This window comes from Xenorhabdus koppenhoeferi (genome assembly GCF_900116635.1).
Lineage (GTDB): Bacteria > Pseudomonadota > Gammaproteobacteria > Enterobacterales > Enterobacteriaceae > Xenorhabdus > Xenorhabdus koppenhoeferi.
In genome coordinates this window covers 1-12,687 of the sequence record NZ_FPBJ01000053.1, presented here as the reverse complement: position 1 = coordinate 12,687, position 12,687 = coordinate 1, and the positions used below count along the sequence as shown (strand labels likewise).

Genomic DNA, 12,687 nt, shown 5'->3' with positions numbered 1-12,687 from the left:
GCTCTGGCTGTAATAAGGCCGGATATAGAGCTGCAACCTACCGTCGATGTCAGAGTAATTTTTGTCTTGCAAACGGGATGCGTTCATATAGAGCAGTATGAGCTATGTATTTCCAGGAGCATTCCCTGGTCGTCGTATGCGCCGTGTGCGCCGCCATGATTTTTCCCGCCGCTTGGTTGCTGAGAATCAACTTACTGTCAATGACCTGATCTATCCTGTTTTTGTTATGGAAGGCACTAACCAGCGCCAGGAAGTACCTTCCATGCCAGGAGTGTATCGTCTGACAATCGATCTTTTGCTGAAAGAAGCTGAAGAGATTGCCCGACTGGGTATTCCTGTTTTGTCTCTGTTTCCGGTCATTGAAGCAGACAAAAAATCATTGGATGCGAAAGAAGCTTATCATCCAGATGGTTTGATTCAGCGCTCTGTTCGCGCTTTGAAAGATGCGGTGCCTGAATTAGGGCTTCTGACTGATGTGGCGCTCGATCCATTCACCACACACGGGCAGGATGGCATCATTGATCAAGATGGTTATGTTATTAATGACATTACCAAAGATATTCTGGTCAAGCAGGCATTATCCCATGCAGAGGCAGGAGCCGAAATTGTTGCACCAAGTGATATGATGGACGGCCGTATCGGCGCTGTTCGTGATCAATTTGAGATAGATGGTTATGTCAATATCCAGATTATGGCTTATTCTGCTAAATACGCCTCTTGTTATTATGGTCCGTTCAGGGATGCAATTGGTTCTGGCTCTAATCTGAAAGGTGGAAATAAAATGACCTATCAAATGGATCCTGCAAACAGTGATGAAGCGTTGCAGGAAATCGCACAAGATTTGCAGGAAGGTGCAGATAGCGTCATGGTGAAACCAGGTATGCCATATTTGGATGTAATTCGTCGGGTAAAAGATACTTTTGGTGTACCAACATTTGCTTATCAAGTTTCCGGTGAGTATGCGATGCACATGGCTGCAATTCAAAACGGTTGGTTGAAGGAACAGCCTGCGATTATGGAGTCACTGCTGTGTTTTAAACGGGCGGGAGCAGATGGTATTCTGACTTATTTTGCCAAGCGTGTTGCGCAGTGGCTGCAAGAGCAGAAATATTGATTACCTGCATTTATTTGGCCATAAAGATTGTGTATTAGAGTACCATAAAAATGAAAACGGGCAATTTTGCCCGTTTTTTGATTAAATCTTGAAGAACTGCTTATTATCTAACACCTTAGAAACTTCTTTATTGAGGATATTCAGGAGGAGAATTGAACGGGTTTCTCCATCCGGTTCATTATAAATTGCTTGAATGCCCTCGAAAATTCCTTCAGTAATCAGAACAGTATCTCCTGTTATTGGAGTTTCAGGCGCAATATAATCCTGTTCAGTGATAGACATCAATTCATCAATCAATGCCTGCGGTACAATGGCAGGATAAGTACTGAACCGTATGAAATGATTTACCCCACGTGTTGAGTTAACTGTTGTGGTGTGAATGACTTCAGGATCAAAATGCACAAAAAGGTAATTGGGAAACAATGGCTCACTAACGGTTGTTCGTTTACCCCGAATGACTTTTTCGATTTTGGCTATAGGTGTCAGGCAGATAACATTTTGCCTTTCCAAATTATCTATCGCTCGAGAGATTTGCCCTCGTTTACAGTAAAGAAGATACCAATTCCCCATAATATTTCCACTCCATTGCTTAGGATGCCTAGCATAACAAAACCAGTGTTGGTGGATCATCAATAAAGCTAAAAAGTTATGTGAAGGAATAAGTTATGTTTTTATAACCAGTGATATTTATCTCCAGTAAAAATTTGTGTATTACTTAATGGTGTAAAAACCGCCAATCACGATGATATTGATAATTTTATCTAATATTTCGTAAAGAAAAAGAAAATATGAAAATATTCCCATCATGTAACGGTAAACCCCATGATAATGTCCAATGATTAAGTTACGCAAAAGATCGGCTGAAATCCATGTTTTTGGAACTTAATCCCCGTTCAATACCCAATGTATTTCGGGAATGCAGAGCGACATCCGCCAACAAAGCTGTAACTTGAAAGATGACAGGTAGATAGTTTTTATTGTCTATGTTACGTGAAGGCAGCAGATTGCATATTAAAGGAGAAAAATCGCATTATTTTAGCGAAAAAACGAAGGTTTTAAGGTTTTCCAGCATAATAAAACGATTTCTGAGCAATTTGATACACAGACATTAGTTGATTGGGTACCATGCTGCTGTATCTAAGGAATCAACCCCACAAGATTACACTGAATCCATTGATTTTGGGGAAGTTATGCGTTTACCTTGTAACCCTTATGGGAGGGCTTATAATGTCCTTCCTTCCTTAAATATTGGCACAAATGAACAATATGAAATACCGCGATCTAAGAGACTTTCTTTCCTTATTGGAACAATCTGGTGAATTAAAACGAATTCGTATGGAAGTTGATCCCTATCTGGAAATGACTGAAATCGCAGATCGTACTCTTCGTGCCGGCGGCCCCGCTTTGTTATTTGAAAATCCTAAGGGATATTCGATGCCAGTGCTGTGCAACTTATTTGGAACGCCTAAGCGGGTTGCTATGGGTATGGGGCAGGATGATGTTAAGGCATTGCATGATGTTGGTAAGTTATTAGCTTTCCTTAAGGAGCCAGAGCCGCCAAAAGGGTTTCGTGATCTGGTGGATAAATTACCTAAATTCAAACAGGTTCTGAATATGCCAACCAAGCGCCTTAATTCTGCACCTTGTCAGGAGCAGATTTGGGCAGGGGATGAAGTAGATCTTAGCCGAATTCCGGTTATGCATTGTTGGCCAGAAGATGCCGCACCATTGATTACGTGGGGGCTTACGGTCACTAAGGGACCTAATAAAGAGCGCCAGAATTTGGGTATCTACCGCCAGCAAGTATTGGGTAAAAGCAAACTTATTATGCGTTGGTTATCTCACCGTGGTGGAGCACTCGATTTTCAGGAATGGTGTCAGGCTCATCCGGGAGAGCGTTTCCCAGTATCTGTTGCATTGGGCGCAGATCCTGCCACGATATTGGGCGCGGTTACGCCAGTCCCTGATACTTTATCTGAATATGCTTTTGCTGGATTGTTGCGTGGACATAAAACAGAAGTCGTTAAATGTATCTCTAATGATCTAGAAGTACCGGCAAGTGCTGAAATTATCCTTGAAGGCTACATTGAACCCGACGAAATAGCACCGGAAGGGCCGTATGGTGATCATACCGGTTATTACAATGAAGTGGATATGTTTCCGGTATTTACGGTAACTCATATTACCCAGCGCAGTGATGCCATTTATCATTCAACTTATACCGGACGTCCACCGGATGAACCCGCTGTATTGGGTGTAGCATTAAATGAAGTACTGGTGCCAATATTACAAAAACAATTTCCTGAAATTGTGGATTTTTACCTGCCGCCAGAAGGTTGTTCTTATCGGCTCGCTATCGTTACGATTAAAAAACAATATGCAGGTCACGCCAAGCGAGTCATGATGGGGGTTTGGTCTTATCTGCGGCAGTTTATGTATACAAAATTTGTTATTGTCTGTGATGATGACATCAATGCTCGGGATTGGAATGATGTTATCTGGGCAATAACCACGCGAATGGATCCGCAAAGAGATACTGTCTTAATGGAAAATACACCAATTGACTATCTCGATTTTGCTTCCCCTATTTCTGGGTTAGGCTCAAAAATGGGATTAGATGCAACAAATAAGTGGCCAGGAGAGACACAAAGGGAATGGGGGCGTCCGATTGTAATGAGCGATGAAATTCGGAGCCATGTCGATGAAATTTGGGATCAATTAGATATTTTGAAGCGATAAGAGGGAATGCATGACAATACTAAGCTGTAAAGTAACATCGGTTGACTCCATTACAGATACAGTTTACCGGGTTCGTTTATTACCTGATTCGCCTTTTTCTTTTCGCGCAGGGCAATATTTGATGGTAGTTATGGATGAAAGGGATAAGCGTCCTTTTTCCATGGCATCACCGCCATCAGAAAAGCAGACGATTGAGCTGCATATTGGGGCCTCTGAATTAAATCTCTATGCAATGGCAGTGATGGACAGGATTCTGACTCAGAAAGCCATTGATATTGATATCCCTCATGGTCAGGCATGGTTCCGTGAAGACAGCGAAAATCCTATGCTGCTGATTGCTGGTGGGACGGGGTTCTCCTATACCCGTTCTATTTTGCTGGCAGCATTAGAAAAAAAACCTGATCGTGAAATCTCAATTTATTGGGGAGGGCGTGAGCTGCAACACCTTTATGATTTAGGGGAATTGCAGGCATTGAGTGAGAATTATCCCAATTTGTCGGTTGTTCCTGTCGTTGAACAGATTGATGAGCACTGGAGAGGCAGAATTGGCACCGTTCTGAGTGCGGTCTTAGATAATTTTGGTAGTTTAGCAAACCATGATATTTATATTGCTGGTCGTTTTGAAATGGCCAAAATTGCCCGCGAGCGGTTCTGTAGCGAACGTGACGCGTCTATTGATCGCATGTATGGAGATGCGTTTGAGTTCATCTGACTTACTCTCCCTGTAAAAAATAAAATGATAAAAATAAAACCCCGCCCCTGACAGGCGGGAAACTACAGCAAAAACGCATTAGTGAGTGATGCAATAGATAAGACAGACAAGGGAAAAATAGTAATAAGTTTCAATCGTCAGATGCTCTTGATAACTACACTCTTTCAATAATTGTGGCAATGCCTTGACCTAGCCCGATACACATGGTTGCTAGCCCGAATTGAACATCTTTGCGTTCCATCAGGTTAAGCAGGGTCGTTGTGATTCGAGTACCAGAGCATCCTAATGGATGACCGAGAGCAATTGCACCACCATTCAGGTTGATTCTGTCATCCATACTATCCAACAGATTCAGCCCCTTAATACAAGCTAAGGATTGCGCGGCAAATGCTTCGTTCAATTCCATTAGGCCAATATCAGAAAGGCTTAAACCGGCTTTTTTTAATGCCATTTTTGTAGCAGGTACGGGGCCGTAACCCATAATAGAAGGATCGCAGCCAACAACTGCCATTGATCGGATACGGGCACGGGGCTTTAATCCTAACTCTTTAGCTTTGCTTTCACTCATTATCAGCATCGCTGATGCACCATCGGAAAGTGCAGAGGAGTTACCTGCGGTGACGCTCCCGGTGATAGGATCAAAGACAGGTCGCAGGGCCGATAGATCTTTGAGATTAGTCTCGGGGCGGATGACTTCATCAAAATTGATGAGTTTCATATTACCGTCGGCATCATGCCCGTACATGGCGGCGATTTCGCTCTCGAAAGCCTTGGATTTTGTCGCTTGTGTTGCGCGTTGATGAGAACGCAGTGCGAATTCATCCTGCATTTCACGGCTAATACTGTACATTTTTGCCAACATTTCTGCGGTCAGACCCATAATACCGGCTGCTTTTGCAACGTTACGGCTTAATTTAGGATGAAAATCGACTCCATGTGTCATGGGGACATGTCCCATGTGTTCAACACCGCCGACCATCGCAATACTGGCATCGCCAGTCATGATCATGCGGGCACCGTCATGCAGTGCCTGCATAGAAGAACCACACAGGCGGTTAACGGTCACTGCGGGAACTGAATGGGGAATGTCTGCCAGCAATGCGGCATTACGGGCGATATTGAACCCTTGCTCCAGAGTCTGTTGCACACATCCCCAAGAGATATCGTCGATATGTTCAGGCTGAAGGGCTGGATTGCGCTTAAGTAACGACTTCATCAGATGTGCGGAGAGATCTTCTGCGCGGACCTGACGGAATACACCACCTTTTGAGCGCCCCATTGGGGTACGGATACCATCAATAATAACTACGTTTTCCATGTTTTCAGACCTCACATTTTTTCACCTGGATTAACAGCAAGTTCTGCTGGGGCAGGGTAGTAACTTTCATTGCTTTCGGATTTTGCTTTCAGGCCAGCAGGTACGTGATAGAGAACGCCCAAGTGGACATAGCTTTCAGCCATTTTCACGTAGGCTGCGGTTCCCATAGTATCCAGATAGCGGAAAACGCCACCGTGGAATGGAGGGAAGCCTAAACCATAAACCAGTGCCATATCTGCTTCCGCTGGGCTGGAAATGATACCTTCTTCCAAACAGCGAACGACTTCGTTAATCATTGGGATCATAGTACGAGCAATGATCTCTTCGCCGGAGAAAGTATGTTTTGGTTGGTTAATGCCTGCCAATAGCTGATCGACAGCTTCATCTTGTCCTTTTTTCGGTTTGCCTTTTTTATCCTGAGTGTATTTATAGAAACCAACGCCGTTTTTCTGACCATAACGCTGATTTTCGAACAATACATCGATTGCATCTTGATAACTACGGCTCATGCGCTCAGGGAAACCTTGCGCCATGACAACCTGTGCATGGTGAGCAGTATCAATACCGACAACATCAATGAGATACGCAGGACCCATTGGCCAGCCAAATTCTTTTTCCATGATTTTGTCGATTTGACGGAAATCACCGCCATCCCGCAATAACATGCCAAAACCAGCCAAATAAGGGAACAATACGCGGTTTACAAAAAAGCCCGGGCAATCGTTGACGACAATCGGTGTTTTGCCCATTTTGCTGGCGTAAGCCACAACCGTTGAAATGGTTTTATCCGATGTTTTTTCTCCACGAATGATTTCAACCAGTGGCATGCGATGCACCGGATTGAAGAAATGCATACCACAGAAATTTTCCGGGCGCTTCAGTGATCTTGCCAATTCAGTGATTGGAATTGTGGAGGTATTAGAAGCCAGAATACACTCATCGCTGATATGAGATTCTGCTTCTACCAGAACAGCAGACTTAATTTTAGGATTTTCAACGACGGCTTCGACAACAATCTGGGATTGTTCAATACTAGCATAACTAAGGGTTGGTTGAATGGATGACAAAATTTTAGCCATCTTCATTGCGTCCAAACGTCCGCGTTCAAATTGCTTATTCAGTAACTTAGCTGCTTCATTGATTCCTAAATCCAGCGCTTTTTGATTGATATCTTTCATCAGGACAGGAATGCCCTTACGAGCGGATTGATAGGCAATACCCCCACCCATGATCCCCGCACCTAGTACGGCCGCATGTTGAGGTGTTGTGACTGTTTGTAAGTGTTTCTTCGCCAGCCCTTTGACATATTGGTCATTCAGAAAAATACCGACTAAAGCCCGGGCAACAGAGGTGTGAGCCAATGCAACAAAACTGTCGGATTCTAATTTCAGGGCTTCATCACGACCTAGAGTAGCGGATTTTTCAATGGTTTTAACCGCAGTAATTGGCGCTGGGTAATGAGGACCAGCAACTTTCATGACCATGCCTTTTGCCACGTTAAAGCTCATGGTACGTTCGATTTCATTGAGATTCAGTGGCATTAGTTTAGGTTGACGAACGGCTTTCCAATCCAAATCGCCTTTAATAGCTTGTTCCAGAATTGAAATGGCGGAGTCAACCAGTTTTTCAGCAGGAACGACAGCATCAACCAAACCATTTTTCAGCGCTTCTTCTGCACTGATATCTTTACCTGCGGTAATAATTTCGAGGGCATTATCTGTACCAATTAAGCGTGGCAGACGGACAGAACCACCGAAGCCCGGCATAATGCCTAATTTAGTTTCTGGTAACCCGATACGGACATCGGGGGTTGCGACACGAAAATCAGTTGAAAGCACAGTTTCACAACCACCGCCAAGAGCATAACCGTTAATAGCAGAAACGGTAGGAACAGGAAGATCTTCAATACGATTAAAAATACTATTGGCGAGATTCAGTAGGTCATGAAGTTTTTTTACTGGTGCGTTGAATAATGATAAAAATTCTGTGATGTCTGCACCAACAATAAAAGCTTGTTTTTCAGAACGTAATAACAGACCTTTTAGTTCTGTTTGTTGCTCAAGGGTGGCAACGGCTTTATCCAGTGAAATAACAGTTTTTGTATCTAATTTATTAATTGCAGCTGGTGCATTGAAGATCAGTTCTGCAATGCCATCTTTCAGCCATTTTACTTGAATAGTGTCACTTAGGTAGAGCATGTCATTCTCCTCAATGAGTGCATACCATCTGGTATGACCAGATATGTTGATTGTGATTAGTGTGTTAATTTAATGCAAACCAATGATTAATTTTTTGTCGGACGGATCACAGGTAAGATTTATGACAGGAGGTAAGATTTTTTATTAGTGTTTTGAAAAATATGAATATTGTTATCAATTTCTGGGAAAGCAATTTTTCATGTGATGGCACTCAATATAATGAATTGTGGTAATATTTAAGCCCCTGCCAGAAAACCAAAAAGGTTATTAAGATGGAAAAGTTGGCACCTCTGTACCACGAACACATTAAAATATTACAAAATCGTGCCCGTGAAATATTGGCACGAACCCAGCTTGACGCCCTACTTATTCACTCTGGTGTATCATTAAGAGTTTTTCTTGATGATAGCCATTATCCTTTCAAAGCGAATGCATACTTTAAGGCTTGGGTTCCTGTGACTAAAGTTCCAAACTGCTGGTTATGGATTGATGGAATCAATAAACCTAAACTGTGGTTTTATTCTCCGGTAGATTATTGGCATAGCGTAGATTCGTTACCCAATAGTTACTGGACTGAAGACGTGGAACTGATTCATTTGGCAAAAGCTGATGATATCGATGCACAATTGAGTGGATTATCAAAACAGAATGTTGCCTATATTGGCGAACAAACTGAGCGAGCTAATTCTTTGGGAATTCTTGAAAAGAATATCAACCCAAAAGCAGTCTTGAATTATTTGAGTTACCATCGCTCATATAAAACAGATTATGAACTAGCTTGTATGCGTGAAGCGCAAAAAACTGCCGTAAATGGTCATCAGGCGGCTTATGACGCATTTCTGTCTGGCATTAGCGAATTCGAAATTAATATGTTCTATTTGATGGCAACAGGGCACCGTGATACTGATGTTCCTTATGATAATATTATTGCCTTGAATGAGAATGCGTCAGTTTTGCATTACACTAAATTACGCCAGACTGTACCTTCTGAGATTCGCAGCTTCTTGATTGATGCAGGAGCAGAATATAATGGTTATGCTGCTGATATCACCAGAACCTATGCCGCAAAATCCAATAACGATTTCGCCTCATTGATTAAAGATCTGAATGAAGAACAGCAGGTGATTATCGGCACAATTAAAACAGGTGTTAGGTATACCGATTACCATGTTGGTATGCATCATCGTATCGCGAAACTGCTCAAAAAACATAATATTATTCATGGGATCAGTGAAGAGAGCATGGTCGAAAAAGGATTAACAACACCATTCTTCCCACATGGACTTGGTCATCCACTTGGTTTGCAAGTGCATGATGCTGCGGGATTTATGCAAGATGACAGCGGAACCCACTTGGCCGCTCCGGCATTGCATCCTTATTTGCGTTGTACCCGTATTTTGGAGCCAAGGATGGTTTTAACTATCGAACCGGGTCTCTATTTCATTGAAACCCTGTTGGCACCGTGGCGTGAAAGTGAGTATCGTCAGCATTTCGATTGGAAAAAAATTGATATGCTCAAACCGTATGGCGGTATTCGTATTGAAGATAATATCGTGATTCACGCTGGAAAAATTGAAAATATGACCAGAGATTTACAATTGCCATAATGAAGCCTTATTTGATCCCTGCGGCTTCAGTCAGCTTTACTGAAGAGATAAAAAAGAGTCGTTTCATTACCCTGTTGGAACATACCGATGGGGTAAATGAGGCAAAATTGTTTATCCAAAGTATCAAAGAACAATATCCTGATGCCCGGCATCATTGCTGGGCTTTTGTGGCTGGTGCGCCGGATGATTCCCGACAGCTGGGTTTTTCCGATGATGGAGAACCGACTGGAACAGCCGGTAAGCCGATGCTTGCTCAATTATTAGGAAGTAGTTTGGGGGAAATCACTGCCGTGTCTGTTCGCTATTTTGGCGGCATAAAACTTGGTACCGGTGGTTTGGTGAAGGCCTATGGCAATGGTGTGCAGCAAGCACTGAAGCTATTGGAAACAAAATACAAAGTGCCACAAAAATTGTTCCAATTGAAGTGTGCGTATTCACATATCTCTATGGTGGAACAATTACTACAGCAATTTTCGGGGCAAATAATTGCCAGCGATTATGCCGAAAATGTCACATTGCAAGTTTCACTGCCAGCTACCCTTGTTGGCGAGATAGGTGATAAATTACGAGACCTAAGTCGTGGTGCCCTATCTTTAATATCAAAACCATAATTTTTTGTTATACCGGATTTCTAAGGAACTAGCCGAATGCATTTTCGCGCCATAACCCGTATTGTTGGACTACTTGTCATTCTTTTCTCTTTCACAATGATTATTCCGGGGTTGGTGGCACTGATTTACCGTGATGGTGCCGGTAGGGCATTCAGCCAGACATTCATTTTTGCTCTCGTTATAGGTTTAATACTATGGGTCCCTAATCGAGATCAAAAACGAGATCTCAAGCCAAAAGAAGGCTTTTTGATAGTCGTTCTATTCTGGACTGTGCTGGGTAGTGTTGGGGCATTACCGTTTATCTTTTCTGAAAAACCTAACCTTTCAGTCACCGATGCTTTTTTTGAATCATTCTCTGGTTTGACGACGACAGGGGCGACAACACTTGTTGGTCTTGATTCTCTTCCCAAAGCCATCCTGTTTTACCGCCAAATGTTGCAATGGTTGGGTGGGATGGGGATCATCGTGTTGGCTGTAGCGATATTGCCTTTACTTGGTGTTGGGGGAATGCAGCTTTATCGAGCTGAAATGCCAGGGCCATTGAAAGATAATAAAATGCGCCCTCGAATTGCAGAAACAGCAAAAACACTTTGGCTGATTTATGTTTTACTGACCATTTCCTGTGCGATAGCTTTGTGGGCTGCGGGAATGTCAGTATTTGATGCGATTTCCCATAGCTTTTCCACAATTGCTATCGGTGGATTCTCCACGCATGATGCTAGCATAGGTTTTTTCAATAGCCCGGTTATTAATACTATTATTGCCATTTTCTTATTGATATCGGGTTGTAATTTTGGCCTGCATTTTGCCGTTCTTTCTGGACGAAGTTTGAAAGTATATTGGCGCGATCCAGAATTTCGCATGTTCATTACTATCCAGTTGTCATTACTAAGTATCTGTATACTGATATTGTGGCAGCATTCCGTTTACAAATCAGAACTGGAAGCGCTTAATCACGCTTTCTTTCAGGTTATCTCAATGGCAACCACTGCGGGATTTACAACGGATAGCTTCGCTAATTGGCCTCTATTCTTACCTTTCTTGCTGCTATGTTCTGCATTTATCGGAGGATGTGCTGGTTCAACGGGCGGAGGTCTGAAAGTGATTCGTATCCTGTTGCTATTTTTGCAAGGTTCCCGTGAGTTAAAACGATTGGTGCATCCTAATGCGGTGTATACCATTAAATTAGGGCATCGGGCATTACCAGAACGAATTATTGAAGCAGTGTGGGGTTTTTTTTCTGCGTATGCGTTAGTTTTTATCATTAGTATGCTGTTACTAATTTCAACAGGTATCGATGAGTTTTCTGCTTTTTCTGCTACTGCAGCAACACTGAATAACTTAGGTCCGGGGTTGGGAGCCGTTGCTGAGAACTTTACAACGATGAACCCGATGGCCAAATGGGTATTGGTCGTAACCATGTTATTTGGCCGTTTAGAAGTATTCACATTGTTAGTTTTGTTCACGCCGACTTTTTGGCGTGAATAATCCTATTTTAGGCGTTCTATTTTAATCGTTACTTATATTCGTATGCGAATCGCTGCTATTAAGGGCATATCTATGAGTTATTTGTTGCTCTATTCCACTCAGGATGGACAGACCAAAAAAATTATTACGCGTATTGCAGAGAATCTTCGTCGTTCTGGGGTCGAATGCGACTTAAGAGATCTCGCGACAGTAAAACAGATTAGTCTGGCTCCTTATCAAAAAGTAATGGTAGGGGCATCAATACGCTATGGGCATTTCAATTCTGTATTACATCAATTTGTTATTTGCCACCAAAAACAGTTGAACCAAAAAACAACAGCTTTCTTTGGTGTCAATTTAACGGCGAGAAAACCAGAAAAAAGAACCGCAGAAACGAATGCTTATGTACGCAAATTTTTGATGAAAAGTCCGTGGCGACCTGATTTATGTAATGTCTTTGCGGGAGCGTTACTTTATCCGCGTTATCGTTGGTTAGATCGCATCATGATTCAATTCATTATGCGCATGAGTGGGGGAGAAACAGATACAACAAAAGAAATCGAATATACCGATTGGGCACAGGTGGATCGTTTTTCTAATGAATTTTTGCAAATATAGCGTGATGTGACACCTTAAAAATAGCCTTTTTGATGGCTGTTTCAGCGTATTGAATAAAAAAACGCGAACGGAAAAGAATCGAAAAAAAACTATTGTCAGCGCCGAAAAACTCCCTATAATGCGCACCCGTTGTCACGACAAACACACAAACCTGTCGGGATGACAAAATGGAAAGCCCTGAAAAATAAGGCTTGACATTGACAGAGGGAAGCGTAAGATACGCCGCCTCGCAACCCGGAAGAACTTGCCGGTTGCCACCGCTCTTTAACAACTTAATCAGACAATCTGTGTGGGCACTCGCAG

General features: G+C 42.6%; 11 protein-coding genes. 7 read left to right on the top strand and 4 right to left on the bottom strand.

Annotated features, from left to right (window positions below):
- Nucleotides 1–97: 97 nt before the first annotated feature.
- On the top strand, nt 98–1,114 hold the full coding sequence (gene hemB / locus BM329_RS13365; RefSeq protein ID WP_092554101.1) for a porphobilinogen synthase: 1,017 nt from the start codon (nt 98–100) through the stop codon (nt 1,112–1,114).
- Between the two features lie 81 nt (nt 1,115–1,195).
- Here the strand turns inward: hemB and rfaH are convergent, their stop codons facing one another.
- The gene (rfaH, locus tag BM329_RS13360) at nt 1,196–1,684 is read right to left on the bottom strand and encodes a transcription/translation regulatory transformer protein RfaH (RefSeq protein WP_092554098.1); all 489 of its coding nucleotides are present in this window, start codon (nt 1,682–1,684) and stop codon (nt 1,196–1,198) included.
- A gap of 696 nt (nt 1,685–2,380) precedes the next feature.
- Between rfaH and ubiD the strand changes: the two genes are divergently transcribed.
- Both ubiD and fre read left to right on the top strand, forming a co-directional pair.
- Nucleotides 2,381–3,853, top strand: a complete 1,473-nt coding sequence (gene ubiD, locus BM329_RS13350; RefSeq protein ID WP_092554095.1) for a 4-hydroxy-3-polyprenylbenzoate decarboxylase — start codon at nt 2,381–2,383, stop codon at nt 3,851–3,853.
- Between the two features lie 10 nt (nt 3,854–3,863).
- A complete protein-coding gene (fre, locus tag BM329_RS13345; protein WP_092554092.1) occupies nt 3,864–4,565 on the top strand; it encodes an NAD(P)H-flavin reductase in 702 nt (233 codons plus the stop codon).
- 154 nt (nt 4,566–4,719) lie between these two features.
- Here the strand turns inward: fre and fadA are convergent, their stop codons facing one another.
- Nucleotides 4,720–5,883 carry an acetyl-CoA C-acyltransferase FadA gene (gene fadA / locus BM329_RS13340; protein ID WP_092554104.1) on the bottom strand — a complete coding sequence of 388 codons (1,164 nt, stop codon included), beginning with the start codon at nt 5,881–5,883 and terminating at the stop codon, nt 4,720–4,722.
- Between the two features lie 11 nt (nt 5,884–5,894).
- Entirely contained in the window at nt 5,895–8,081 is a 2,187-nt protein-coding gene (gene fadB / locus BM329_RS13335) for a fatty acid oxidation complex subunit alpha FadB (protein WP_092554089.1), read from the bottom strand.
- 272 nt (nt 8,082–8,353) lie between these two features.
- Here fadB and pepQ point away from each other — a divergent pair, with 272 nt between their 5' ends.
- From pepQ to hemG, 4 genes are all read left to right on the top strand, one after another.
- The gene (pepQ, locus tag BM329_RS13330) at nt 8,354–9,688 is read left to right on the top strand and encodes a Xaa-Pro dipeptidase (protein WP_092554086.1); all 1,335 of its coding nucleotides are present in this window, start codon (nt 8,354–8,356) and stop codon (nt 9,686–9,688) included.
- Complete coding sequence (locus tag BM329_RS13325) at nt 9,688–10,299, top strand: IMPACT family protein (RefSeq protein WP_092554084.1); 612 nt, start codon at nt 9,688–9,690, stop codon at nt 10,297–10,299. Before pepQ ends, BM329_RS13325 begins: the two co-directional genes overlap by 1 nt.
- A gap of 36 nt (nt 10,300–10,335) precedes the next feature.
- A complete protein-coding gene (trkH, locus tag BM329_RS13320; RefSeq protein WP_092554081.1) occupies nt 10,336–11,787 on the top strand; it encodes a Trk system potassium transporter TrkH in 1,452 nt (483 codons plus the stop codon).
- 72 nt (nt 11,788–11,859) lie between these two features.
- Nucleotides 11,860–12,384, top strand: a complete 525-nt coding sequence (hemG, locus tag BM329_RS13315; protein ID WP_092554078.1) for a menaquinone-dependent protoporphyrinogen IX dehydrogenase — start codon at nt 11,860–11,862, stop codon at nt 12,382–12,384.
- Here hemG and BM329_RS14855 read toward each other — a convergent pair.
- A partial coding sequence (locus BM329_RS14855) for a hypothetical protein (protein ID WP_218153285.1) occupies nt 12,362–12,687 on the bottom strand: 326 nt, incomplete at its 5' end. The two genes, hemG and BM329_RS14855, sit on opposite strands and share 23 nt — an antisense overlap.

Bases quoted from the DNA above. Each gene is read 5' to 3' on its own strand.
- hemB (WP_092554101.1), top strand. From the start codon at position 98: ATGAGCTATGTATTTCCAGGAGCATTCCCTGGTCGTCGTATGCGCCGT.
- rfaH (WP_092554098.1), bottom strand. From the start codon at position 1,684: ATGGGGAATTGGTATCTTCTTTACTGTAAACGAGGGCAAATCTCTCGA.
- ubiD (WP_092554095.1), top strand. From the start codon at position 2,381: ATGAAATACCGCGATCTAAGAGACTTTCTTTCCTTATTGGAACAATCT.
- fre (WP_092554092.1), top strand. From the start codon at position 3,864: ATGACAATACTAAGCTGTAAAGTAACATCGGTTGACTCCATTACAGAT.
- fadA (WP_092554104.1), bottom strand. From the start codon at position 5,883: ATGGAAAACGTAGTTATTATTGATGGTATCCGTACCCCAATGGGGCGC.
- fadB (WP_092554089.1), bottom strand. From the start codon at position 8,081: ATGCTCTACCTAAGTGACACTATTCAAGTAAAATGGCTGAAAGATGGC.
- pepQ (WP_092554086.1), top strand. From the start codon at position 8,354: ATGGAAAAGTTGGCACCTCTGTACCACGAACACATTAAAATATTACAA.
- BM329_RS13325 (WP_092554084.1), top strand. From the start codon at position 9,688: ATGAAGCCTTATTTGATCCCTGCGGCTTCAGTCAGCTTTACTGAAGAG.
- trkH (WP_092554081.1), top strand. From the start codon at position 10,336: ATGCATTTTCGCGCCATAACCCGTATTGTTGGACTACTTGTCATTCTT.
- hemG (WP_092554078.1), top strand. From the start codon at position 11,860: ATGAGTTATTTGTTGCTCTATTCCACTCAGGATGGACAGACCAAAAAA.